22 protein-coding genes and 1 pseudogene are annotated in these 23,181 nt (G+C 64.6%); 6 read left to right on the top strand and 17 right to left on the bottom strand.

Features of this window, described 5'->3' with window-relative positions:
* Positions 1-74: 74 nt before the first annotated feature.
* The 4 genes from mrdA to CBP34_RS01175 all read right to left on the bottom strand — a co-directional run bounded on the left by mrdA (position 75) and on the right by CBP34_RS01175 (position 4,770).
* Entirely contained in the window at positions 75-2,015 is a 1,941-nt protein-coding gene (gene mrdA / locus CBP34_RS01190) for a penicillin-binding protein 2 (protein ID WP_086926298.1), read from the bottom strand.
* 100 nt (positions 2,016-2,115) lie between these two features.
* Entirely contained in the window at positions 2,116-2,634 is a 519-nt protein-coding gene (mreD, locus tag CBP34_RS01185; protein WP_094097068.1) for a rod shape-determining protein MreD, read from the bottom strand.
* Positions 2,635-2,671: 37 nt separating this feature from the next.
* Complete coding sequence (gene mreC, locus CBP34_RS01180; protein WP_094097067.1) at positions 2,672-3,592, bottom strand: rod shape-determining protein MreC; 921 nt, start codon at positions 3,590-3,592, stop codon at positions 2,672-2,674.
* A 134-nt stretch (positions 3,593-3,726) separates the two neighbouring features.
* The gene (locus CBP34_RS01175; protein ID WP_005798130.1) at positions 3,727-4,770 is read right to left on the bottom strand and encodes a rod shape-determining protein; all 1,044 of its coding nucleotides are present in this window, start codon (positions 4,768-4,770) and stop codon (positions 3,727-3,729) included.
* 202 nt (positions 4,771-4,972) lie between these two features.
* On the opposite strand from CBP34_RS01175, the gene gatC reads away from it, so the two are divergent.
* The 3 genes from gatC to gatB are packed head-to-tail and all read left to right on the top strand — an operon-like array spanning position 4,973 to position 8,238.
* Positions 4,973-5,272: an Asp-tRNA(Asn)/Glu-tRNA(Gln) amidotransferase subunit GatC gene (gatC, locus tag CBP34_RS01170; protein ID WP_086911033.1), complete on the top strand. Its 300-nt coding sequence runs from the start codon at positions 4,973-4,975 to the stop codon at positions 5,270-5,272.
* A 7-nt stretch (positions 5,273-5,279) separates the two neighbouring features.
* Positions 5,280-6,782, top strand: a complete 1,503-nt coding sequence (gatA, locus tag CBP34_RS01165; RefSeq protein ID WP_094097066.1) for an Asp-tRNA(Asn)/Glu-tRNA(Gln) amidotransferase subunit GatA — start codon at positions 5,280-5,282, stop codon at positions 6,780-6,782.
* Position 6,783: 1 nt separating this feature from the next.
* Positions 6,784-8,238, top strand: a complete 1,455-nt coding sequence (gene gatB, locus CBP34_RS01160) for an Asp-tRNA(Asn)/Glu-tRNA(Gln) amidotransferase subunit GatB (protein ID WP_094097065.1) — start codon at positions 6,784-6,786, stop codon at positions 8,236-8,238.
* Positions 8,239-8,281: 43 nt separating this feature from the next.
* Here gatB and CBP34_RS01155 read toward each other — a convergent pair whose 3' ends face one another.
* Both CBP34_RS01155 and pyrE read right to left on the bottom strand, forming a co-directional pair.
* Positions 8,282-8,947 carry a DUF4124 domain-containing protein gene (locus CBP34_RS01155; protein WP_094099003.1) on the bottom strand — a complete coding sequence of 222 codons (666 nt, stop codon included), beginning with the start codon at positions 8,945-8,947 and terminating at the stop codon, positions 8,282-8,284.
* Positions 8,948-8,964: 17 nt separating this feature from the next.
* Entirely contained in the window at positions 8,965-9,672 is a 708-nt protein-coding gene (pyrE, locus tag CBP34_RS01150; RefSeq protein ID WP_094097064.1) for an orotate phosphoribosyltransferase, read from the bottom strand.
* A 9-nt stretch (positions 9,673-9,681) separates the two neighbouring features.
* Here pyrE and CBP34_RS01145 point away from each other — a divergent pair, with 9 nt between their 5' ends.
* On the top strand, positions 9,682-10,485 hold the full coding sequence (locus tag CBP34_RS01145) for an exodeoxyribonuclease III (protein ID WP_094097063.1): 804 nt from the start codon (positions 9,682-9,684) through the stop codon (positions 10,483-10,485).
* Between the two features lie 69 nt (positions 10,486-10,554).
* Positions 10,555-12,453, top strand: a complete 1,899-nt coding sequence (locus CBP34_RS01140; RefSeq protein WP_094097062.1) for a GspE/PulE family protein — start codon at positions 10,555-10,557, stop codon at positions 12,451-12,453.
* Between the two features lie 91 nt (positions 12,454-12,544).
* Here CBP34_RS01140 and CBP34_RS01135 read toward each other — a convergent pair whose 3' ends face one another.
* Genes CBP34_RS01135 through CBP34_RS01100 form a run of 8 tightly spaced genes read right to left on the bottom strand, consistent with a single transcriptional unit; the run spans position 12,545 to position 19,701 of the window.
* Positions 12,545-12,736: a 2-hydroxymuconate tautomerase gene (locus CBP34_RS01135; RefSeq protein ID WP_086911027.1), complete on the bottom strand. Its 192-nt coding sequence runs from the start codon at positions 12,734-12,736 to the stop codon at positions 12,545-12,547.
* Between the two features lie 51 nt (positions 12,737-12,787).
* On the bottom strand, positions 12,788-13,780 hold the full coding sequence (locus CBP34_RS01130; RefSeq protein ID WP_094097061.1) for a Bug family tripartite tricarboxylate transporter substrate binding protein: 993 nt from the start codon (positions 13,778-13,780) through the stop codon (positions 12,788-12,790).
* 17 nt (positions 13,781-13,797) lie between these two features.
* Positions 13,798-14,586 carry a 2-oxo-3-hexenedioate decarboxylase gene (dmpH, locus tag CBP34_RS01125; protein WP_094099002.1) on the bottom strand — a complete coding sequence of 263 codons (789 nt, stop codon included), beginning with the start codon at positions 14,584-14,586 and terminating at the stop codon, positions 13,798-13,800.
* 11 nt (positions 14,587-14,597) lie between these two features.
* Complete coding sequence (gene dmpG / locus CBP34_RS01120; protein WP_094097060.1) at positions 14,598-15,638, bottom strand: 4-hydroxy-2-oxovalerate aldolase; 1,041 nt, start codon at positions 15,636-15,638, stop codon at positions 14,598-14,600.
* 13 nt (positions 15,639-15,651) lie between these two features.
* A complete protein-coding gene (locus tag CBP34_RS01115) occupies positions 15,652-16,566 on the bottom strand; it encodes an acetaldehyde dehydrogenase (acetylating) (protein ID WP_094097059.1) in 915 nt (304 codons plus the stop codon).
* 13 nt (positions 16,567-16,579) lie between these two features.
* Positions 16,580-17,362, bottom strand: coding sequence for a 2-oxopent-4-enoate hydratase (gene dmpE / locus CBP34_RS01110; protein ID WP_094097058.1), 783 nt, complete (start codon positions 17,360-17,362; stop codon positions 16,580-16,582).
* A gap of 9 nt (positions 17,363-17,371) precedes the next feature.
* Positions 17,372-18,235, bottom strand: coding sequence for an alpha/beta fold hydrolase (locus tag CBP34_RS01105; RefSeq protein ID WP_094097057.1), 864 nt, complete (start codon positions 18,233-18,235; stop codon positions 17,372-17,374).
* 11 nt (positions 18,236-18,246) lie between these two features.
* On the bottom strand, positions 18,247-19,701 hold the full coding sequence (locus CBP34_RS01100; protein WP_094097056.1) for a 2-hydroxymuconic semialdehyde dehydrogenase: 1,455 nt from the start codon (positions 19,699-19,701) through the stop codon (positions 18,247-18,249).
* A 121-nt stretch (positions 19,702-19,822) separates the two neighbouring features.
* Here CBP34_RS01100 and CBP34_RS01095 point away from each other — a divergent pair.
* Positions 19,823-20,745 (top strand): annotated as a pseudogene (locus CBP34_RS01095) (LysR family transcriptional regulator).
* 43 nt (positions 20,746-20,788) lie between these two features.
* On the opposite strand, the gene CBP34_RS01090 reads toward CBP34_RS01095, so the two are convergent.
* The 3 genes from CBP34_RS01090 to CBP34_RS01080 are packed head-to-tail and all read right to left on the bottom strand — an operon-like array spanning position 20,789 to position 23,164.
* The gene (locus CBP34_RS01090; protein WP_094099001.1) at positions 20,789-21,259 is read right to left on the bottom strand and encodes a GlcG/HbpS family heme-binding protein; all 471 of its coding nucleotides are present in this window, start codon (positions 21,257-21,259) and stop codon (positions 20,789-20,791) included.
* Positions 21,260-21,270: 11 nt separating this feature from the next.
* A complete protein-coding gene (locus CBP34_RS01085; RefSeq protein WP_094097055.1) occupies positions 21,271-22,164 on the bottom strand; it encodes a SphA family protein in 894 nt (297 codons plus the stop codon).
* A 55-nt stretch (positions 22,165-22,219) separates the two neighbouring features.
* Positions 22,220-23,164, bottom strand: coding sequence for a catechol 2,3-dioxygenase (locus tag CBP34_RS01080; protein ID WP_094097054.1), 945 nt, complete (start codon positions 23,162-23,164; stop codon positions 22,220-22,222).
* Positions 23,165-23,181: the final 17 nt, after the last annotated feature.

The raw sequence follows: 23,181 nt of genomic DNA, 5'->3' as shown, positions 1-23,181 counted from the left end.
GCGCCGCAATTTACGATGAAAATAGGCCTTAGCGCTTATGCAGAAAGCGCCAATAGCTATCATTTTTCAATAATTTAAGGGGCCAGCAACGGAACATCGGCAGCGGCACGCGGTTTGCCGATGGGCGCCGAGGCCTGCCCCTTCTGCACGGCGGCAATGTCTGCCTCGCTCGGATATTCACCAGTCAACCAGTAGTCGAACACCCTGCGCGCAATCGGCGCCGCATGCGCGGCGCCAAAGCCGGCGTTTTCGACAATCAGTGCCAGCGCAATCGTGGGGGCTTCAGCGGGCGCGAACGCCGTGAACAGGGAGTGGTCGCGCTGGTGTTCCTCCAGCGCCTTGGCGTTGTAGCGCACGTTCTGCCCGAGACTCACCGCCTGGGCCGTGCCGGTCTTGCCCCCGGAGGTGTAGGGGGCCCCCGCAAACACGCGCGTGCCTGTGCCCCCCTTGTTCACGGCCACCATCGCGTTGCGCACGATCTCCACATTCTTGGGCAGATAGCCGAGGTTTTCACCCGGCGGCTGGACGATCTCGGTCACCACCCCCGTGATCGAATTCTTCACGGCCTTGGCCATGTGCGGGCGATAGCGGATTCCGCCGTTGGCCATGGTGGCCTGGGCCAGCGCCAGTTGCAGCATGGTGAAGTTGTTGTAGCCCTGACCGATGCCCAGCGAAACGGTTTCGCCCGGAAACCAGCGCTTCATCTCCGGGCGTTTGTAGGCGTTGCGCTTCCACTCGGTGCTCGGCAGCGTGCCGCGCACCTCACCGTTGAGGTCAATGCCGGTGGACTGGCCAAAGCCCAGCGGCTTCATGAAATCGTGAATGGCATCAACGCCCATGTCCACGGCCAGCGAGTAAAAGTAGGTATTGCTCGAAAACTGGATGGCCCGGTGCATGTCCACGCCGCCCAACCCCCCTTCGTGGCTGCGAAAGGTGTGGCCGCCAAATGTGTACGAACCGGGATCGTTCACCACCAGACTGGGCGACCGCTTGCCCAGTTGCAGCGCGGCGAGCGCCATGAAGGGCTTGTAGGTGGAGCCAGGCGGGTAGGTGCCACGCAAGGCGCGGTTCAGCAGGGGCTTGTCGATGGATTCATTGAGCGCGGCCCAGTTATCCACATCGATACCCTCGACAAACAGGTTGGGGTCGAACGTGGGCTTGCTCACCAGTGCCAGGATTTCGCCGTTGCGCGGGTCGATGGCCACGAGTGCGCCGCGGCGGGACCCGTACAACTCTTCAATGAGCTTTTGCAGCTTGATGTCGATCGACAGCATCACGCTGTCGCCGGGCGTGGCCACGCGGCTCGACAGCTTGCGCACGGCCCGGCCGCCCGCCGAGGTCTCCATCTGCTCCACACCCGTGGCGCCGTGCAAGGCCGCTTCGTAGCTCTGCTCGATGCCCAGCTTGCCGATGTATTCGGTGCCGCGGTAGTTGGCCTCGTCGTCAGAGTCCTGGATGCGGGCTTTCTCCGCCTGGTTGATGCGCCCGATGTAGCCAATCGCGTGGCTGGCGACTTCCCCCAGGGGATAGTTGCGAAAGAGCCGCGCCTTGATGTCCACACCGGGGAACCGGTAGCGTTGCGCCGTAAAGCGCGCCACTTCCTCGTCCGTCAGGCGGGTGCGGATGGGCAGTGATTCGAAATTGCGCGACTCCTCCATCAACCGCTTGAAGCGGCGGCGGTCCCGGGTCTGAATCTCCACCACCTTCGACAACCCATCAATGGTTTCATCCAGCACGCCCGCCCGCGAGGGCGTGATTTCGAGCGTGTACGCCGCATAGTTGGTTGCCAGCACCACGCCGTTGCGGTCCAGGATGAGGCCGCGGTTGGGAACAATGGGAACGATCGCCGTGCGGTTGCTCTCGGCCTGGGCGGCGAGGTCTTCGTGGCGCACCACCTGCAAAAAGAGCAGGCGTGCCACGATCAGGCAAAACGCCAGAAAAACCACTGCGCCAATCACCAACACTCGCGTGCGAAAACGCGATGCATCGGCCTCGACGTTGCGCAGCTCCGTCATGGCATCCGGCCTTCGGCCGCTTGCGCGCTGCGTATGCGCGCCGTGGCGCGCAACGCATCAGAACGGGAAATGGAACACCTCGTCATGCTCTACGACGGCCTCACAAGGGCCGGTTCTCATCGCGATCCGGCGGACGGCGCTGCGGCGCCAGCAGCACCCAGCTGGCCAGGGGCCAGAGCAACGCCTCCAGCATCGGCGCGAGCAGCCCCCAGAAACCGGGAAAGATTCCACCGCCCACCATGCGCAACAACAGCTCCACCGCATGGGCCAGCAAAAACAAGGGGAACACCTGCAAGGCCTGCGACGGCACGCTGAACCACAGCAGGCGCCGGTGCATGGACATTGCGCCAAACGACAACACCGCGTAGATCAGCGCGTGCTGACCCAGCCAGGACGACTGGTGGACATCCATGCACAGGCCCAACATGAAGGCGATACCCATGCCGATACGCTGGGGCTGGTGCACCACCCAGAACGTCAGCAGCAGCATCAGGATATCGGGCATCCACACCACGCGCCCCAGCGGCACAAAGTTGATCGCCAGGCCTACCACCAGACTGGAAACAATGAAGGCCGGATTGACCGGCAGCAGCAATGGCTGCCCGCGCGGCATGATCATGGCGCGACCCCTTCCGGCCCTACATAGCCACATGCCATCATTTGCGCGCCCCCTTCTTGCCAGGAAGCGCCGCGTCGGGTTCAGGCCGCGCGGGCATGGGCTCTGCTGCCGGCTTGAGCAGCATCACATGGCGCGCTCCCTGCACCCCGGCAATAGGGGCGCAATAAATGCGGGCAAAAGCAGAGTCGGCCCGCCGCTCCACACGCACCACCTTGGCGACGGGCAAACCCGGGGGATAAAGCCCATCGACACCACTGGTCGTGAGCAGATCCCCCTCCTGGATGTCGGCGTTCGCCGGCATGAAGCGCAGCTCCATGCCCCCGGCATGGCCCGCCACCGGGTCTCCGTAGGCGACGCCCCGGACCCCGGTGCGGATGTTCAATACCGGAATGGCCTGATCGCGGTCAATCAGCAGGGTGACCTCACTCACGAACGGATGCACGCGCGTAACCTGCCCCAGCACCCCCTTCTCGTCGAGCACCGGCGCACCCAGCTCCACCCCTGCCACGCGGCCCTGGTCCACCACCACCCGCCGGGTGTAGGGATCCGCGGTGTCATAGAGCACCTGCGCCGCCTGTGCAGGGGTTTCCAGCCGGGTTCGAAGGTCCAGCAATTGACGCAATCGCGCGTTTTCCTGCATCAGCTGCTCCGCCTGAATCGAGCGCTGTGACATCAAGGTCATTTGCTTGCGGGCCGCATCGGCGTCTTCCTGGGCCGCTTTCAAGGACTGGAAGTAGCCACTGCCCTGCGCGACGAACTCGACGGGCTGCAGCATCAACCATTGCACCGGGTAAAGAATGGTGGCCACCGCCTGGCGCACCGTACCCGTGAGTTGAAAGCGCACATCGGCCACCATCAAAAACAGCGCCAACGCGCTGTAGAGGGCCAGCTTGGACAGGGCCGAAGGCCCTTGCTTGAAAAATGGCGGCGCGCTGCGCTCAAGGGTTCCGAGCGACATGGCAGATCATTGTTGTCAGGCGGGGCTGCAGGGCACCCGAGCCACGGGTGCGTGCCCACAAGGCCTTGGTGCGAACGCAGTCAGTCATGCAATGGAGAAGAGGATTCGACCTGTGCAGGCACAGGCGTTCCGTCTTACTCGCTGGTAAAAATGCTGCCCAGGCGGTCCATGCGCTCCAGCGCGATGCCGCAGCCTCGCACCACGCAGGTCAACGGGTCCTCGGCAACCAGCACGGGCAGGCCGGTTTCCTCGGCCAGCAAGCGGTCCAGGTCGCGCAGCAAGGCGCCGCCACCGGTGAGCATCATGCCGCGGTCGGCAATGTCGGCGCCCAGTTCGGGCGGTGTCTGCTCCAGCGCATTCTTGACGGCCGAAACGATCTGGTTGAGCGGATCGGTCAGTGCTTCCAGCACTTCGTTGCTGGAGATGGTGAAGCTGCGCGGCACACCTTCACTCAAGTTGCGACCCTTGACTTCCATCTCGCGCACTTCGGAGCCAGGAAAGGCCGAACCGATGTTTTTCTTGATGGCTTCGGCCGTGGGCTCGCCAATCAGCATGCCGTAGTTGCGGCGGATGTAGCTGATGATGGCCTCGTCGAACTTGTCGCCGCCCACACGGACGCTGCCCTTGTAGACCATGCCGCCCAATGAAATCACGCCCACCTCGGTAGTGCCGCCACCAATATCCACCACCATCGAACCGCTGGCTTCGGAAACGGGCAGACCCGCGCCAATACCTGCCGCCATGGGCTCTTCGATCAGGTAGACCGCCGTGGCGCCCGCAGCTTCAGCCGCGTCCTTGATGGCGCGGCGCTCAACCTGGGTGGAGCCGCAGGGCACGCAGATGATGATGCGCGGGCTGGGGGTGAACAACGTGCGCGGGTGCACCATCTTGATGAACTGCTTGATCATCTGCTCGGTGATCACGAAGTCGGCAATCACGCCGTCTTTCATGGGCCGGATGGCTTCAATGTTGCCAGGCACCTTGCCCAGCATGGCCTTGGCCTCACGGCCGACAGCCTGAATCACTTTCTTGCCATGGGGTCCGCCCTCGTGGCGGATGGCAACGACAGAGGGCTCATCGAGCACAATCCCTTTGTCGCGGGCGAAAATGAGAGTATTGGCAGTGCCAAGATCAATGGCAAGGTCGGTGGAGAAATACCGACGGAAAGCTCCGAACATTCAAAAATCCTCTCAGGCACGGCATGCACGTCGGCCTGCCGTCGCCGGGTTTACGGGTCAAATATCGCTTTTTTCGCACAATGACCGGCAGGTAGGAGGGTATTGCGGCAAAGCCGGGATAATACCCCATCCCCTGTGAATAACTCCCTTCGGCTTGATCCGTATCACAGGTTTACATCTGGTTTCCCACGAATTTTCCCTTATGGCACTGACACCCCAGGACATCGGCCGCATTGCCAACTTGGCACGGCTTGAGCTGACACCTTCCGAAAGTGAGCGCATGCTGACCCAGCTCAACGGCTTTTTTGACATCGTGGAAAAGATGCGGGCAGTGGACACCTCGGGCCTCACACCCCTGGCACACCCTGTCGCGGCCATCCAGGATGTGGCCCTGCGGCTGCGCGAGGACGTGGCCAGCGAGCCCAACCAGCGCGAAGCCAACCAGAAGAGCGCCCCCGCTGTCGAGCGCGGCCTGTTCCTCGTCCCCAAAGTGATCGAGTGAGGCCCGCATGAGCATAGCTACCACCCAAGCCCTGCACGACCTAGGCGTTGCCGACCTGGCCGCCGGCCTGCGCGCCAAGCAATTTTCTGCCGTTGAAGCCGCCCGCCATTTCCTGGCCCGCGCGAAGGCGCACCAAAATATGGGCGCATTTGTGGCACTGAACGAAGACGCCACCCTGGCGCAAGCCTTGGCCGCCGATGCCCGCATTGCCGCTGGCACGGCGGGCGCGCTGGAAGGCGTGCCGATTGCCCACAAGGACATCTTCGTCACGCGCGACTTCCCCAGCACTGCGGGCTCCAAAATGCTGGCGGGCTACCAGTCGCCATTTGACGCCACCGTGGTCACCAAGCTCGCTGACGCGGGCGCTGTGACCCTTGGCAAACTCAACTGCGACGAGTTCGCGATGGGCTCGGCCAACGAGAACTCGGCCGTGGCCCCCGTAGGCTTCGCCGCCCCCGCCCCTGTGCGCAACCCCTGGGACACCAGCCGCATTCCCGGTGGCTCGTCGGGCGGCAGCGCTGTGGCGGTGGCAGCGCGCCTGGCGCCAGCCACGACCGGCACCGACACCGGCGGCTCCATCCGCCAACCTGCCTCATTCTGCGGCATCACCGGCATCAAGCCCACCTATGGCCGCGCCAGCCGCTACGGCATGATCGCATTCGCCTCCAGCCTCGACCAGGCTGGCCCCATGGCCCGCTCTGCCGAAGACTGCGCGCTGCTGCTGTCCGCCATGTGCGGCCCCGACCCAGACCGCGACTCCACCTCGCTCGACGTGCCTGCCGAAAACTTCAGCGCCAAGCTGAACGACAGCATCGACGGCCTGCGCATCGGCATCCCCGCCGAATTTTTTGGCGAAGGTCTGGCCCCCGACGTGCGCGCTGCCGTGGATGCGGCGCTCAAGGAATACGAAAAGCTCGGCGCCAAGCTCGTGCCCATCTCGTTGCCCCGGACGGAGCTCTCGATCCCCGTCTACTACATCATTGCCCCAGCCGAGGCTTCGTCCAACCTTTCGCGCTTCGACGGCGTGAAGTTCGGCCACCGCGCCAAGAACTACACCGACCTGGTGGACATGTACAAGAAGACCCGCGCCGAAGGCTTTGGTGACGAGGTCAAGCGCCGCATCATGATTGGCACCTATGTGCTGAGCCATGGCTACTACGACGCCTACTACCTGCAGGCGCAAAAAATCCGCCGCATGATCGCCGACGACTTCCAGAACGCCTTCAAAGAATGCGATCTGATCGCCGGCCCCGTGGCACCCACGGTGGCCTGGAAGCTGGGCGAGCACGGCAACGACCCGCTGGCCGACTACCTGGCCGACATCTTCACGCTGCCCGCATCGCTGGCCGGCCTGCCCGGCATGAGCGTTCCGGCGGGCTTTGGCGAGGGCGGTATGCCCGTGGGACTGCAGCTGATCGGCAACTACTTCCAGGAGGCCCGCCTGCTGAACACTGCGCACCGCCTGCAGCAAGCCACCGATTTCCACCTCCGCCAACCCGGAGGTCTGTGACATGACCAGCAAATTGATCCACGGCTACGAAGTCGTCATCGGCTTCGAAACCCACACCCAGCTCGCCACGCAGAGCAAGATTTTCAGCCGCGCCCCCACGGCCTTCGGCGCGGAGCCCAACACCCAGGCCTGCGCGGTGGACCTGGCCCTGCCCGGCACGCTACCCGTGATGAACCGCGAAGCGGTGGCCTGCGCTATCAAATTGGGACTGGCGCTCGGCTCCCACATTGCGCCCGTGAGCATTTTTGCGCGCAAGAATTACTTCTACCCCGACCTGCCCAAGGGCTACCAGATCAGCCAGTTCGAAATCCCGGTGGTGCAGGGCGGCGAGGTCGAGTTCTTCCTGGGCAACGAGAAAAAGACCGTGCGCCTGGTGCGCGCCCACCTGGAAGAAGACGCGGGCAAGTCGCTGCACGAAGAATTCCACGGCATGAGCGGCATCGACCTGAACCGCGCCGGCACGCCGCTGCTGGAGATCGTGACCGAGCCCGACATGCGCTCGTCCGAAGAAGCCGTGGCCTACGCCAAGGAACTGCACAAGATCGTGACCTGGATCGGCATCTGCGACGGCAACATGCAGGAAGGCAGCTTCCGCTGCGATGCCAACGTGTCGGTGCGCAAGCCCGGCGCCCCTTTAGGCACGCGCCGCGAGATCAAGAACCTGAACAGCTTCAAGTTCATGCAGCAGGCCATCGACTACGAGATCCGCTGGCAGATCGAGCAGATTGAAGACGGCCACGCCATCCAGCAGGCCACCGTGCTGTTCGACCCCGACACGGGCGAAACGCGTGCGATGCGCACCAAGGAGGACGCCGCGGACTACCGCTACTTTCCGGACCCGGACCTGCCCCCGCTCCATATTTCAGAGCAATGGGTGCAAGAGCAGCGTGCGCTGATGGCCGAATTGCCCCGAACCATGGCCGCGCGTTTCGTGGCGGACTATGGCCTGCCGGAATACGACGCCACCACGCTCACGCAAAGCAAAGCCATGGCGGCTTACTTCGAGGCGGTGGCCAAGGCCTGCGGTCAGCCCAAGTTGGCCAGCAACTGGATCATGGGCGAGGTGTCGCGCCGCCTGAACGCGGGCGAGATCGGCATCGAGCGGGCACCGGTACCCTCCGCGCAGCTGGCAGCACTGATCGCGCGCATTGCCGACGGCACGATTTCCAACAACGCCGCCCGGCAGGTGTTTGACGTGCTGTGGGCCGGTGAATCGGCGGATGTGGACGCCATCATCGAGTCCAAAGGCCTCAAGCAGATGAACGACACGGGCGCGTTGGAGAAAATCATCGACAAGGTGATTGCCGCCAACGCCGACAACGTGGCCCAGTTCCGCGCCGGCAAGGACAAGGCGTTCAATGCACTCGTGGGCCAGATCATGAAGGCCAGCAAGGGCAAAGCCAATCCGCAGCAGGTCAACGACTTGCTGCGCGCGCGGCTGGCAAACCAGGGTTGACACTGAAGGCAAGCGGCGCGTTCACGCACCGCCGGTGCTGCCTTCAGCGCGAAGCAGCGGGCAGTAATAATTCAGGGGTGGTCGTTGCTGGCACCAGCTGTGCGGCCCACAGCCTGCGCAGTTGTGCCAGCTCTGCGTCGTAGCGCTGGTGAATGCGACGCTTTTCCAGGTCCTGATTGACGACGAAGCGCTGCTGCTCCGCCATGGCTTCATCGCTTTCGGCAATCTTGCGGCGCAACGCCATCGGCGCCTTCGCCGGGTCCCGCTGGTAGAACTCCATTTCCGAATCCAGGGCCTTGCGCTGCAGCTGAAGTTCCACCATGCGCTTTTCGGCGATGGCGGTGATGTCATCGAGCAGCTGAATCGCTGCGGCACGCTCCACGTCATGGGCCGCCTTGTCGGGGTAGCGGGCGATGAGAACCCGCTCGCGGCGGCGCTCTTCCTGCTGGCGAGCACGCTCCTCCGCCTCCTTGCGACGCTGCACGTCCAGGGCAGCCCGCTCCTGCTCGGTGAGCGAGGGGCCAATCTGGCGTCGCACGGTGCCCGTGGGGCCCAGTTCACGCTGTTCGCGGTCCAGGCATTCAGCAATGGGGCGGTCTGCCGTCAGGCGACGCCCCTGGCGATCGACACAGGTATAGATGCTGCCGGCGCTGGCCTGCTGCGCCCACGCGCAGGGCACTACCAGGCCGGCGACCACCCCCGCTCCCATGATCCACGCCAATTTGCTCAACTGGATGACCCTTCGTTGACTCCGTACCGCTGGCGATAGGCCAGCACCCGTTCGTGGTGTGCACTCATCTCCGTCCCTTCCTTTTGGGACAGATACAGCAATAAGTCTGCCAGCGTTGCGATGGCGCACACCTGCATGCCCAGTTGCTGGCGCACATACTGCACGGCGCTGTGCTCGACATCGCGCCCATTCTCGGTGGCTTTTTCCTGCCGATCCAGCGCAATGGCCACGGCATGCGGCACAGCGCCGGCCGCACGGATGATGGCAATCGACTCGCGCGCGGCAGTGCCTGCCGACATCACATCATCAACAATCAGCACCCGCCCCTGGAGCGGCGCGCCCACCAGCGTGCCGCCTTCGCCATGGTCCTTGGCTTCCTTGCGGTTGTAGGCGAAGGGCACGTTGCGCCCCTGGCGCGCCAGTTCCACGGCCACCGTGGCAGCCAATGGAATGCCCTTGTAGGCCGGGCCAAACACCATGTCGAATTCCATGCCGCTGGCCAGCAGGGCTTTTGCATAAAATTCTGCAAGGCGGCCCAGCTTGTCCCCGTCGTCGAAGAGACCTGCGTTGAAGAAGTAGGGGCTCAGGCGTCCCGCCTTGGTTTTGAACTCACCGAATCGCAGCACGCCTGCCTCGACAGCAAAACGGACAAAATCCTGCGCCAGACGGCCCTGTTCGGGGGTGCGCGCGCCAACATTCACCATGGGAATTCCTTGTTCAAGTTAACCAGCCTCAATCTCAACGGCATCCGTTCCGCCACCAGCAAAGGCGTGGAACCCTGGATCGCAAGCATGCGGCCGGATTGTATTTGTGTGCAGGAAGTGAAGGCCCAGGCGGCCGATGTCGCCACGCGCTTCGAAAAGCTTGCCGGCATGCAGGGCCATTTTCACTTCGCCCAGAAGAAAGGCTACTCGGGGGTCGGAATCTACACGCGCCATGAGCCCAGCGAAGTCATCGCCGGCTATGGTTCACCCGAATTTGACGCCGAGGGCCGGTATATCGAACTGCGTTTCGACACACCCGCGCGCAAGCTGTCCATCATCAGCGCCTATTTCCCCAGCGGCTCGTCGGGCGAGGAACGCCAGCTGGCCAAATACCGCTTTCTCGATGCCTTCCACCCGCACCTCATGACCGCCAAGAGCGAGCGGGAGTTCATCCTGTGCGGCGACATCAACATTGCGCACCAGCAAATCGACCTGAAGAACTGGCGCAGCAACCAGAAAAACAGCGGCTTCCTGCCCGAAGAACGCGCCTGGATGACAAAGTTGTTACACACAACTGACCCCGGCGGCGGGCTGGTGGACGTTTACCGTCAGTTACAACCGACGGCCACCGACACCGCCTACACGTGGTGGAGCAACCGCGGCCAGGCCTATGCCAACAACGTGGGATGGCGCCTGGACTACCACCTCGCCACCCCCGCGCTGGCAGCCCTCGCGCGCACCGAGCACATTTACAAGGACGAGAAATTCTCGGACCATGCGCCCATCACCGTGGATTACGACTTCACGCTCTGACCTTCGCCCTCACTGCCATTTCATGCCAATCGCTCCCACGCCAGAAACGCTTGCCTCCGCGCCGCCACAGTGTTTACCCCCCCGGATACGACCGCCCTGTGGAAACTGGTCACCACCCCCCATCCGGTGATGGGAAAGGCGCGCCACTTGGGCGAGGCCCTGCTGCAGGCCGGCATCATCAGCGAACGCACGCTGCTGGACGGCCTGCAGGCCCAAAAAGCCGAGCACGAAATCGGCGTGCGGCGCCAGGTGGGCCAGATCCTGGTGGACCGCGGCGACGTGACGCAAGACCAGCTCAAGCATGTGATTGACAGCTGGCTGGGCGAATACATGGTGGACCCCGGCCACCTGACGCCCGACGCGGTCTCGCTGGCGCTGGTACCGCGTGCGGTGGCCGAGCGCGAATCGGTGCTGCCCTTGTTGGCCCGCGAGGACGCGCTGGTGCTGCTCATGGCCGACCCCTGCGACCGCGTGCTGCTCGACGAGCTGCGCTTTCTGACCCAGCGGCGGCTCATTCCGCTGCGCGCCGCCCCCGGTACCCTGGGGCCGGCCATCGCCAAGGCCTACAGCGTGCACCTGCAGCCCCAGGCGGGCTCCCCAACGGCGACCGGGGCGCATCCAGCCACCGCCGCCACCTCGCGCGCCACATCGCAAGAACTGGCCATCAACCTCACCACGACGGCCCCCGACAGCGAATCCGAGCAGACCGACGTCATCAGCGAGTCAGACAACACCCTGGTGCGCCTGATCAACTCGGTGATTGACGAGGCCATCAACCACCGCGCTTCCGACATCCACATAGAAACCGAGCCCGCCCCGCAGAACGTGCGCGTGCGCCTGCGCATCGACGGGGAACTGACGCCCTACCTTGAGCTGCCAGCGCGCTTTCGGTTCGCCATGGTGGCCCGCATCAAGATCATGGCCAGTATGGACATCTCCGAGCACCGCAAGCCGCAGGACGGGAAGATCGACTTCTCGCGCTTCGGCGGCCCGCCCGTCGAGCTGCGCGTGGTCACCGTGCCCACCTCGCGCGGTCTCGAAGACGTGGTGCTGCGCCTGCTGGCCGGCGCCAAGCCCCTGCCGCTGGAAGCCATTGGCCTGAGCCCGGCCAACCTGGTGGCCATACGCGGTGTGATGAAAAAGAGCTACGGCCTGGTGCTCGTGGTCGGCCCCACGGGGTGCGGCAAGACGACTTCGCTGCACTCGGTCATCCGCGACATCAACACCGCTGGCCGCAAGATCTGGACAGCCGAAGACCCCATCGAAATCACCCAGAGCGGCCTGCGCCAGGTGCAGGTGAACGCCCGCATCGGCTGGACCTTTGCCGCCGCCATGCGCACCTTTTTGCGGGCCGACCCGGACGTCATCATGATCGGTGAAATGCGCGACGAGGAAACCGCGCGCATCGCCATCGAGGCCTCGCTGACCGGGCACCTGGTGCTGTCCACACTGCACACCAATTCGGCGCCCGAGAGCATTGCGCGGTTGCTCGAAATCGGGTTGGACCCGTTCAACTTCTCGGACTCGCTGCTGGCCATCCTCGCCCAGCGCCTGGTGCGGCGCCTGTGCACCGCCTGCCGCGAGCCCCGGTTGGCCGACGAGGAAACCCTGAACGATCTGGCCTCGCAATACCTTGCCAGCGGCACCAGCAACACGCCCGAGGCGCGCTCGGCGCAGGTGGCACGCTGGCGCAAACAGCATGGCGACGCCACGGGTGCCATGCAGCTGTGGCGCGCGGTAGGTTGCAAGGAGTGCGAGAACCACGGTTACCGCGGACGGCTGGGCATCCATGAGCTGATGATCAGCGACGACTCCATCCGCCAGCACATCCGGCACCGGGCCCCCGCCTCGGACATCCGGCACTCGGCACTGGCGGCCGGCATGCTCACCCTGCGGCAGGACGGTATCGAAAAAGTGCTGCAGGGCCTGACCGACATGCCCGAAGTGATTGGAGCGACCAATCTGTGAAAATTTTCACAAAATCCGCCGCCAACGCTTATCTATAAAGCGCTAAATGCTATAAATAAGATTGCAAATAAGTCCCTCTGACCGAACCGCGTCAGCGCCCCAGCTCCTTGGCGCTGACGCCGGCAATACCCCAGTTCTCCTTGGGCACGTCGTGGATCCACACGCGCACGTTCTCCTTGGGCGCACCCACGGCCTCGTGCAGCGCCTGCGTTACCTTTTCAATCACGGCCTTCTTCTGCTCTTCGGTGCGGCCTTCGATCATGTAAATCTGGGCAAATGGCATGGGGATGTCCTTGGAATTCTCAAAGCATGGGGATTCAATGCCGGCGGGCGATCAGTCGAGCTTGATGCCCAGCTTCTGGATCAGACTGCCCCAGCGCGCGTTTTCAGCACGGATGAACTCGGCAAACTGCTGCGGCGTATTGACCTTGATGTCGGCGCCGATGTTCTCGAAGGCCGTCAGGGCGGGCGCGGTGGCCGCGCCGGTTTTCCAGGCATCGGCCAGCTTGATGACGATGTCGCGCGGCGTGGATGCCGGCGCAATCAGGCCGAACCAGGTCACCACATCGAAGCCGGCAACGCCCTGCTCGGCCACCGTGGGCACGTTGGGCAAGGCGCGCGAGCGCTGCGCCGAGGTCACGGCAATCACCTTGAGCTTGCCCGACTTCACGTTGGGCAGGGTGGTGGTCAGCGAGCTCTCGAAGCTCAGGGGAATCGTGCCGGCCAGCAGGTCCTGGGCGATCTGGCTGGTGCCCTTGTAGGGAATGTGAGTGAGCACAATGCCGGCGGTGGATTGCAGCAGCTCGGCCGCCAGGTGGGTGCTGGTGCCGATGCCCGAGGTGCCGTAGCTGAGCTTGCCGGGATGGGCCTTGGCATAGGCGATCAGCCCCTTGAGGTCATCGAACGGCGCGCTTGGGTGCGCCACGATGGCGCAGGGCGTGAAGCCCACCAGCGACACCGGTGCCAGGTCCTTTTCGACGGAGAACGGCAGCTTGGGGTACAGCGTGGGCGCAATGGCCAGACTGCTGATGGCCGACAGGCCGATGGTGTAGCCATCGCCCGCCGCCTTGGCCACCGCGTCGGTGCCGATGTTGCCGCCGGCGCCGGCCTTGTTCTCCACCACCAGTTGCTGGCCCAGCTTGTCGCCCATCACCTTGGCCGCCGTGCGGCCCATGATGTCGGTCGGGCCGCCGGGCGGGAACGGCACGATCAGCTTGATCGGCTTGGAGGGCCAGGTGTCCTGTGCCCAGCTTGCGAGTGGGAACGATGCCAGGAACGCCGACAGCGCGGTGCCCATGCCAGTGGCGGTGAATTGTCTCCGTTGCATTTTTTCTCTCTTTTCAGTCACACAAAACGAACCGACACGCTGCCCAGGTTCTGGATGCGCAGCGTGACGTTGTCGCCCGCCTGCACGGCCACGGCTTCGGTGATGCCCCCCGACAGCACCAGCGAGCCCGCCGGCAGCGACTGGCCACGCCGCCCCAGGTGGTTGACCAGCATGGCCACGGCCGCCGCCGGGTGCCCCAGCACCGCCGCACCGGCCCCCATGGCCACGGGCTGGCCGTTCTTCTCCAGCACCACGCCGAGCGTGCGCAAGTCCAGGTCGCGCGCCGCGGCAATCCGCCCGCCAACCACGAAGCGCGCGGCCGAGGTGTTGTCGGCCACCACACTTTTGAGGTCGAACTTGAAGTCGCGGTAGCGGCTGTCGATGACTTCGATGCCGGGCAGCACGACATCGCTGGCGGCGAGCACGGCGCCGATGTGGCAGCCGGGGCCCTTGAGTTCGGTGCGCGTGATGAAGCAGATCTCGGGCTCGACCTTGGGGTGGATCAGATCGCTGACCTTGATCTCTGCGCCCTCGGGCACGACGAACTCGTCGACCAGAAAACCGAACACAGGGTCGGTCACGCCCATCTGCTTCATCTTGGCGTGCGAGGTCAGGCCCGCCTTGTAGCCCACGACGCGGGCGCCGCGTGCCAGCTTGCGCGCCAGAATGCGGTCCTGGATGGCATAGGCGTCGTCCCAGTCCATATCAGGGTGGGACTCGGTGATCTTGAGGGTGTCCTGGGCCTTCAGCTGGCAGTTTTCCAGGTGGTCGGCCAGTTGGTCGAGGGTGGATGCGTTCAGTGCCATGGTCTTGTCCTTCAAGCTGCCTGCAGGCCGCGCGCCCTGGCGAGGGTGAGCGCGGTGTCTTCGATCATGTCTTCCTGGCCGCCGACCATGCCGCGGCGGCCCATCTCGACCAGGATTTCGCGCGCCGGCACGCCGTACTTCTGGCTGGCGCGCTTGGCGAACAGCAGGAACGAGCCGTACACGCCGGCATAACCCAGCGTGAGCGCGTCGCGGTCGATGCGGATGGGGAAGTCCATGATGGGCACCACCAGGTCTTCGGCCACGTCCTGGATCTTGAACACGTCCACGCCGGTCTCGATGCCCATGAGGTCGCACACAGCCACCAGCACTTCCATAGGGGTGTTGCCTGCGCCGGCGCCCAGGCCTGCAGCGGCGGCATCGATGCGGCTGCAACCCACCTCGATCGCGGCCAGGCTGTTGGCAACGCCCATGGCCAGGTTGTGGTGGCCGTGAAAGCCCAGCTCGGTTTCGGGCTTCAAGGCCTGGCGCACGGCGCCGAGCTTTTCCTTCACGTCGTGCGGCAGCATGTGGCCGGCCGAGTCGGTGATGTAGATGCAGTTGGCGCCGTACCCTTCCATCAGCCTGGCCTGCGTGACCAGGCCTTCGGCACTGTTCATGTGGCTCATCATCAGAAAACCGACGGTGTCCATACCCATCTTGCGGGCCAAGGTGACGTGCTGCTCGCTCACGTCGGCCTCGGTGCAGTGCGTGGCCACGCGGATGGTGCTGACGCCCAGTTCATGCGCCATCTTCAGATGGTCCACGGTGCCGATGCCGGGAATCAGCAGCGCCGACACCTTGGCCTGCTTCATCAGGGGCACCACGGTGCCCAGGTATTCCTCGTCGGTGTGCGCGGGAAAGCCGTAGTTGACCGAGCTGCCGCCCAGTCCGTCACCGTGCGTGACCTCGATGAGGGCCATGCCGGCGGCGTCCAGGCCGCAGGCGATGGTCTTCATCTGCTCCAGCGTCATCAAGTGGCGCTTGGGGTGCATGCCGTCGCGCAAGGTCATGTCGTGCAGGCGGACTCGTCGGCCCTTGAGTGTGTTGGTCATGTGCTGTTTCTCCTTACGCAGCCACGGGTTCGAGGGTGAGCGAACCGGACAGGATTTCTTCGGCAAACATTTCCGCCGTGCGGGCGGCGGCGGCGGTCATGATGTCCAGGTTGCCGGCGTACTTGGGCAGGTAGTCGCCCAGGCCTTCGACTTCGAGGAACACGCTCACGCGCTTGCCATCGAACACCGGGCCGTTGACCAGGCGGTAGCCCGGCACGTACTTCTGCACCTCGCGGATCATGTCGTGGATGGACTGGGTGATCGCGGCCTGGTCAGGCTCGGTTTCCGTCAGGCAGTGCACGGTGTCGCGCATGATCAGCGGCGGCTCGGCCGGGTTGATGATGATGATGGCCTTGCCCTTTTTGGCACCGCCCACCTGCTCGACCGCGCCAGCCGTGGTGCGGGTGAACTCGTCGATGTTCTTGCGCGTGCCGGGGCCGACCGATTTTGACGACACGGTGGCCACGATCTCGCCATAGGCCACGGCCTGCACACGCGAGACTGCGGCAACCATCGGAATGGTGGCCTGGCCGCCGCAGGTGACCATGTTGACGTTCATCTCGGCCTTGCCGACATGCTGCTTCAGATTGACCGGCGGCACGCAGAACGGGCCGATGGCGGCCGGCGTGAGATCGATCATCAGCGCCCCCTGGGCGTTGACCTTGCGGCTGTTTTCGGCATGCACATAGGCGCTGGTGGCGTCAAAAACAATCTGCACGCCATCCTGCTTCATGTGCGGGATCAGGCCATCGACCCCTTCGGCGGTGGTCTTGATGCCCATCGCGCGGGCGCGCTTCAAGCCATCGGACTCGGGGTCGATGCCCACCATCCACACGGGCTCCAGCACCGGGCTGCGCTGCAGCTTGGCCAGCAGGTCGGTGCCGATATTGCCGGGCCCGATCAGGGCGCATTTGATTTTTCGGGACATGGAAATGTTTCCTTCAAACAAAACGAACGGAGCAGCCGCCGATGCCGCCCATGGTCACGCGCAGGCTGTCGCCAGCGGTGACCGGAACCATGATGCCGAGCGAACCCGACAGCACGACCTCGCCCGCCTCCAGCGCAATGCCATGCTGGCCCAGCGTGTTGGCCAGCCAGGCCACGGCATTGGCCGGGTGACCCAGCGCAGCGGCGCCGGCGCCGGTGGCCACGATGTCACCGTTCTTCTCCAGCACCATGCCGACAGTGACCAGATCGACATCGCGCGGATCGACCAAGCGGTCACCCAAAACGAACACGCCGCACGAGGCGTTGTCGGCCACGGTGTCCTGGATCTTGATCTTCCAGTCCTGGATGCGCGAATCGACGATCTCGAAGCAGGCCATCACGCCCTCGGTGGCGGCCAGCACGTCGGCTGCGGTGACGCCAGGGCCCTTCAGGGTCTTCTTCAGCACAAAGGCGATCTCGCCCTCGGCCTTGGGCTGAATCAACGTGCTGGCGGGAATGGCCTCGCCTTCGTTGTAGACCATGCCGTCGGTGAGCCAGCCAAAGTCGGGCTGGAACACGCCCAGCATGTTCATCACGGCGGCGCTGGTGACGCCGATCTTCTTGCCCACCACGCGCTCGCCAGCGGCCAGGCGGCGCGCCAGCATGCGTTGCTGGATCGCGTAGGCGTCGTCAATGGTGATCTCGGGGTGGCGGCTGGTGAGCGGGGGCACCGTACGGCGCGCTTGCAGTGCGTCAAAGAGCTCGTCGCCAAGCTGCTGCTGGATGTCAGGCGTCATGAAAGGTCCTCAGGATTGCAAGGGTGCGGGCTCGGCATCGCCGGCCTCGGCCAGGAAGTCGCCCACCAGGCGCACGAAACGCGCGGTGTGCTCAATTTGCGTCCAGTGCCCGCACTGGCCAAACACATGCAGCTGCGATCGAGGAATCCACGCAGCCAGCGTCTGTGATGTAGTCAGCGGAATCACCTGGTCTTCGCGGCCATGTACCACCAGCGTGTGGTGGGGCAGCGCCCGGATGTCCTGTTCGGAGCTGGTCATCGCATCGACCCAGCGCTGGCGCGGTGCCGGGAACATGGCCGAGAACGACTCCTGGAAGCCCGGTTGAATGCTGGCTTCGTATCGCATGCGGGCCAGCTCATCATTGACCAGGCGACGATCCCAGGCGAACACGTCCATGATGCGGCGCATGTTTTCGAACGAGGCCTCATAGCCCCACACGGCATCGAGCCCCGCAGTGATGGGAAAACTCACACCGACACTGCCCATCAGCACCAGCCGGCGCACGCGCTGCGGATGGCGAATGGTCAGGGCCAGAGCCAGCGCGCCGCCAAACGAGTTGCCCACCAGGTCGGTTTTCTCGATGCCCAGGGCGTCGAGCAGGCCCACGGCCTGGCGCACCCAGGTGTCCATGTCGTAGCGCTGGCCGGGCTGCGTGAGGTCCAGGCGGTCTGTAAAACCAAAGCCCACCATGTCGGGCGCGATCACCCGTGCCTGCCGGGCCAGTTCAGGCATCACCAGGCGCCAGTTGGCCCAGGCCGAAACGCCCGGCCCGGAGCCATGGATCAAGAGCAGCGGATGGCCCGCGCCCACGTCGTGGTAATTGGTGCGGATGCCTGCGGCCACGATGGAGCGGGCGATTTCAGGGTTGCTCATGGTCGTGCCTCTCAGAGCTTGATGCAGACGTTTTTGAGTTCGGTATAGAACTCGAGCGAATGCACGCCGCCCTCGCGGCCGATGCCCGACTGCTTGGCGCCGCCAAACGGGGTGCGCAGGTCGCGCAGGAACCAGCTGTTGACCCAGGACAGGCCCACCTTCATGCGCTGCGCCACGCGGTGCGCACGCGCCAGGTCCTTCGTCCAGATGGCGGTGGCCAGGCCGTAGACGTTGTCGTTGGCCTTTTGCAGCACCTCGTCCTCGCTGTCGAAGGGGGCAATGTGGCAGCAGGGGCCGAAGATTTCTTCCTTGATCACACGCGCCGTCTCCGGCAGGCCGGTCCAGATGGTGGGCTGAATCCAGGCGCCATCGGCCAGCGCAGCGCCCATGTCGGGCACGCCACCCCCGGTCACCACGGTGGCGCCTTCCTGCACCGCCAGCTGGTAGTACGACAGCACCTTGGCCTGGTGCTCCTTGCCGATGAGCGGCCCCATGCCAGTGGAGGCATCGTCGGGCAGTCCGATGGTCATGCCCTCGGCGCCCTTCTTCAGCGCGGCAACGAATTTATCGAAGATCGGACGCTCGACATACACGCGCTCGGTGCCCAGGCACACCTGGCCGCAATTGACAAAGGCCGAGCGCATGGTGCCCTCGATGGCGGCATCAAAGTCTGCATCGGCGAACACGATGGCAGCGTTCTTGCCGCCCATCTCCAGGCTGACGGGGCGGGCGCCATGGGCCGCCGCCTTCATGATGACTTCCCCCGTGCGGGTTTCGCCGGTGAAGGTGATCGCATCCACGCCAGGGTGCGAAGTGACGAACTCGCCCGCCGAATCGGGGCCGAAGCCGTGCACCACGTTGTAGACGCCCGGCGGAATGCCGGCTTCGTTCATGACTTCGCCCAGCAAGGCAGCCGTCTGGGGCGTCTCCTCCGAGGGCTTGACCACCACGGTGTTGCCGCAGGCCAGCGCCGGGCCGACCTTCCAGGTCATCAGCAGCAGCGGCAGATTCCAGGGGCAGATCACGCCGACCACGCCCACGGGCGAACGGTAGCCGTAGTTGATGGCACCGCGGCCGTCGGGCGTGGCCATCTCAAAGAACTCGGTGGGCACGTTCTTCACCACATCGGCAAAGACCTTGAAGTTGGCCGCGCCACGCGGAATGTCGATGTGGCTGGCCAGGCTGCGGGGCTTGCCGGTGTCGGCACATTCAGCTGCCAGAAATTCGTCAAAACGCTTGTTGATGCCGTCGGCCACGGCGTAGAGCTTTTCCACGCGCTCGGCCACGCTCATGCGGCCCCAAGGGCCATCCAGGGCTGCACGGGCGGCAGCCACTGCCGCATCGACCTCGGCACGGCCGGCCTCGTGCACCTGGGCGATCACTGCGCCATTGAGCGGCGAACGCTTATCAAAGCTGCGCCCGGTGGCCTGGTATTCGCCGTTGATGAAATTCAGAATCTGTTTCATGGTGACTTTCTTATCTCGCAAGCACTGACTGGCTGTAACGATAGGGTGGGAGACTCATAATGTCCAATACCAAATTTTCCAAATCTGATACCTTCAAGGTATTGAAATGAGGAGGTGCACGGTGGATTTGCGCCAGATGAAGTACTTTCTTGCGCTCGCCCAGGAGCTGCACTTCGGCCGGGCAGCAGCGCGGCTGCACATGGCTCAGCCGCCCCTGACACGGCAGATCCGGGGGCTTGAGGACGAACTGGGAACCCCTTTGTTCCTGCGCACCGCCAAGGGCGTGGAGCTGACCGCTGCCGGCCAGGCGCTGCTGGACGAGGTGCCCAACATTCTTTCGCTGACGCAACGCGCGCGCGACCGCACGCAGCAGGCCGGGCAGGGGCTGATCGGCCAGCTCGACGTGGGCATCTTTGGCTCGGGCGTGCTCAACGTGATTCCGCGGCTGCTGGCCGCATTCCACCGGGAGCGCCCCGAGGTGCGCATCGAGCTGCACAACCTGACCAAGGGTGAACAACTGCAGGCGCTGCGCGAACGCCGCATCACCATCGGCTTCAACCGGCTGGTGCCCCCCGAGCCCGGCCTGGGTGTGCTCACCGTGCTGCAGGAAACACTGGTCGTCGGCCTCCCCGAGACCCATCCCCTGTGCGCGCGCCAGGAGATCACGCTGCGCGAGCTGGACGGCGAGCCGATGATCGTCTACCCCAACGCCCCGCTGCCCGGGCTGGCCCAAGAAGTGGCCAGCGCCTTTCACCGCGAGGGCATTCGCCTGAACGTGGTGCAGGCCGTGGAAGATGTACTGACCTGTGTGGCCCTGGTGGCGGGGGGTTTGGCGCCTGCATCACCACCCATTCGGCCACCAGCCTGCGCCTGCCAGGCGTGGTGTACCGGCCGCTGCGCTCGCGCCACCTGCGCGACATCGAGCTCAGCTGCCTGTACCGCACTGACGATGCTTCGCCAGTGCTGGCGGCCTTTCTGGATGTGGTGGGTGCATTTGCCAACGCCCAGAGCGCGAAGGGCCTGGACGCGGGCGGGCTGCATTGACCCTGCCATGGCCGTGGATGGGAGGTGGGCCATGGTCTTCCCATCAGGCCCCGGCAGGCGCAAGCCCCAGCGCCTGCAAACCCGCGAGTGCGATGGCTTCGTCCTGCGCTTCGCTGCCACCCGAGACGCCGATGGCTCCGATGCGCATGCCGCCCTCCACGATGGGCAGCCCGCCACCAAAGGCGACAAAGCGCGGGCGCAATACCAGCCCCTCCCGCACCGCGGGCGAGTGCTGGCCCAGGACCGCATGCCACTGGGAGGTCGCAAGACCAAAGCTCGTGGCGGTGTAGGCCTTGTCCATGGCGATATCGACCGAATGCAAAGGCGCGCCGGGCATGCGCACGAACGCCGCCAGCACGCCGGCGGCATCGACCACCGCTACGTTGACCTGCACGCTCAGGACGGTGGCGGCCTGCACGGCTGCCGCCGCGGCGCGCAGGGCCGCAGGGGCATCGATCACGCGCTGCTCCCGGCTGAGAGAGACAACACCGGATCCAACGCTGGGATCTGGCATGGACATGGCTTTCAAAAGGCCTTGACCATCGTCAGCCGCACAAGGCTCCCCTTGGGCTGCGGGCCGGTGCCGGCTTCGGCGCGAAACTCCTTGTAGACCGCGCCCTTGAGGAACACCCCGGCAGAAGCGATCGGGTACACCAGTTCGGCCCCCAAGGCGTGCCGCGAGGATTTGTCGGCGCTGGCGCCCGCACCGCTGTCGTTGCTGGTCTGCCATTGGCTGTAGCCCACCACCCCCGCCTGCATCGTGCCAAACACCTTGGCCAGTCCCCACTCCACCGTCGCCTGATTGCCATGGCGAAAGCCGCTGTCGGTCTTGCCGTGGCGCTCGAAACGCATCAGGGCCGAGCCAGAAATGGTTTTGGCCGCATCAAAGTAATAGGTCATGCCGGCCGTCAGCATGGTGCTTTTGAAGCCCTTGCCCGCCGATGCCGGATGGTCGGTGCTGCCCGTGTCCAGCCACATCCCGGCAGCGGCCACAGCGTCCCACTGCGCGCCGTGCCAGCCAAGCACCAGGGGGCCGACGTACACATCGCCCACGCCCGTGCGGCTGTCGGCAATGCCGGCGGCATTGATGGTGAGCGAGGTACGCACCAGGGGCACGATGGCCTCCACACCGTAGTCGGCGCCCAAGACCTTGTGGCCGGTCATCCACACAAAGCGGTTGGTCAGTGCGGAGACAGTTGCGCTGTTATGCCCCGGCAAGTCGGTGCTGGAGCCCGGCGCGCGAAAGCTGTTGGCGTTGTAGTTCACGGCATAACCCAGGTAATAAAACCCGGGTGGCGGCACGCTGGCGGCCTGAATGCCTTCCACGCCCGGAACGTAATGGCCTTCGGCCTGTGCCACAAGAGGCGAAAGGCTGGCCAACCCGGCCAGCACTGCGGTGGCTGCAAATGTTTTTTTCATGGGTTTTCTCGTGCAACAAAGCAAGAAGGGAAGAGACGCGAGCGGGGCTTTCGGGTCAGGTGTAGACATCCGTGAACGAGGCCACCAGTTCACCCGTATGGAAGAAGATCCCGCTGCCCAGCTTGTCCTCGCTCCAGGTGGTCACTGGGCGGTCGGGCTGCGCCAGGTAGCCCAGTCCGGCAAAGGTTTCGTTGCGGTTGCCGCTGGGGTCGAAGAAGTAGATGGTCTCGCCGCGCGTGATGCCGTGGCGCGTAGGCGCCACGTCGATCTTGACCTTCTTCTTGGCCATGACGTCGGCGGCCTTGAGCACGTCGTGCCACGAATCCAGGAAGAACGCGACGTGGTGCAGGCCGCTGACGGGGCCGCCCACAAAGGCGATGTCGTGCGGCGTGGTCGTGCGCGCCATCCAGGTGGCGGCCTGCATGTCGCCCTGCGGGCCCACCAGCACCTGCTCGGTCAGGAAAAAGTCGAGGCATTCCTTCATGAAGCGCGTGTTGTCCTGCACGGTGTTGATGCCGGCCGGGGGGTTCATCTCGCACATCAGCAGCAGGTGGTCGAGCCAGTGCGCGCCCGCGCCCCGGATGCCGTCCGGCCACGGATCGGGGTTGACGGTTCCCACTTCGGTGCCCACGTATTCCTTCATGGCATACAGGCGCATTTCGTGGCCGCTGGGCAGGTTGAACTGCAGCATGCGGCCGGTGGAGGGCAGCGTGCCTTCAGGCAGCAGCGTCGTCTTGATGCCCCAGGCCTCGATGCGGGCCTGCAGCGCCTCCAGATCCTCGTCTTTCTCCACCTTGTAGGCCACGTGGTTCAGGCCCGCGCGGTCGCTGGGCGTCAGGATGATGGAGTATTTGTCCCACTCGTCCCAGCACTTCAGGTAGACGTTGCCCGCACTGTCCTTCATGACCGTCTTGAGGCCCAGGACCTCTTCGTAGTGCTTGACGGCAGCAGCGATATCCATGACCCGCAGGCTCGCGTGGCCGATTCTCAGTACACCCATTTCATGTCTCCTCTTGG

It is taken from the genome of Acidovorax carolinensis (assembly GCF_002157145.1).
Lineage (GTDB): Bacteria > Pseudomonadota > Gammaproteobacteria > Burkholderiales > Burkholderiaceae_C > Acidovorax > Acidovorax carolinensis.
This window is presented reverse-complemented; position numbering and strand designations above follow the sequence as displayed.

Coding starts and splice junctions, on each gene's coding strand:
- CBP34_RS01080 (WP_094097054.1), bottom strand. CDS start 23,164: ATGGGTGTACTGAGAATCGGCCACGCGAGCCTGCGGGTCATGGATATC.
- CBP34_RS01130 (WP_094097061.1), bottom strand. CDS start 13,780: ATGCAACGGAGACAATTCACCGCCACTGGCATGGGCACCGCGCTGTCG.
- gatA (WP_094097066.1), top strand. CDS start 5,280: ATGAGCATAGCTACCACCCAAGCCCTGCACGACCTAGGCGTTGCCGAC.
- mreC (WP_094097067.1), bottom strand. CDS start 3,592: ATGTCGCTCGGAACCCTTGAGCGCAGCGCGCCGCCATTTTTCAAGCAA.
- mreD (WP_094097068.1), bottom strand. CDS start 2,634: ATGATCATGCCGCGCGGGCAGCCATTGCTGCTGCCGGTCAATCCGGCC.
- CBP34_RS01135 (WP_086911027.1), bottom strand. CDS start 12,736: ATGCCATTTGCCCAGATTTACATGATCGAAGGCCGCACCGAAGAGCAG.
- CBP34_RS01155 (WP_094099003.1), bottom strand. CDS start 8,947: ATGGGAGCGGGGGTGGTCGCCGGCCTGGTAGTGCCCTGCGCGTGGGCG.
- CBP34_RS01175 (WP_005798130.1), bottom strand. CDS start 4,770: ATGTTCGGAGCTTTCCGTCGGTATTTCTCCACCGACCTTGCCATTGAT.
- mrdA (WP_086926298.1), bottom strand. CDS start 2,015: ATGACGGAGCTGCGCAACGTCGAGGCCGATGCATCGCGTTTTCGCACG.
- dmpG (WP_094097060.1), bottom strand. CDS start 15,638: ATGACCAACACACTCAAGGGCCGACGAGTCCGCCTGCACGACATGACC.
- gatB (WP_094097065.1), top strand. CDS start 6,784: ATGACCAGCAAATTGATCCACGGCTACGAAGTCGTCATCGGCTTCGAA.
- CBP34_RS01085 (WP_094097055.1), bottom strand. CDS start 22,164: ATGAAAAAAACATTTGCAGCCACCGCAGTGCTGGCCGGGTTGGCCAGC.
- pyrE (WP_094097064.1), bottom strand. CDS start 9,672: ATGGTGAATGTTGGCGCGCGCACCCCCGAACAGGGCCGTCTGGCGCAG.
- dmpH (WP_094099002.1), bottom strand. CDS start 14,586: ATGGCACTGAACGCATCCACCCTCGACCAACTGGCCGACCACCTGGAA.
- CBP34_RS01115 (WP_094097059.1), bottom strand. CDS start 16,566: ATGTCCCGAAAAATCAAATGCGCCCTGATCGGGCCCGGCAATATCGGC.
- CBP34_RS01105 (WP_094097057.1), bottom strand. CDS start 18,235: ATGAGCAACCCTGAAATCGCCCGCTCCATCGTGGCCGCAGGCATCCGC.
- CBP34_RS01090 (WP_094099001.1), bottom strand. CDS start 21,259: ATGCCAGATCCCAGCGTTGGATCCGGTGTTGTCTCTCTCAGCCGGGAG.
- dmpE (WP_094097058.1), bottom strand. CDS start 17,362: ATGACGCCTGACATCCAGCAGCAGCTTGGCGACGAGCTCTTTGACGCA.
- CBP34_RS01100 (WP_094097056.1), bottom strand. CDS start 19,701: ATGAAACAGATTCTGAATTTCATCAACGGCGAATACCAGGCCACCGGG.
- gatC (WP_086911033.1), top strand. CDS start 4,973: ATGGCACTGACACCCCAGGACATCGGCCGCATTGCCAACTTGGCACGG.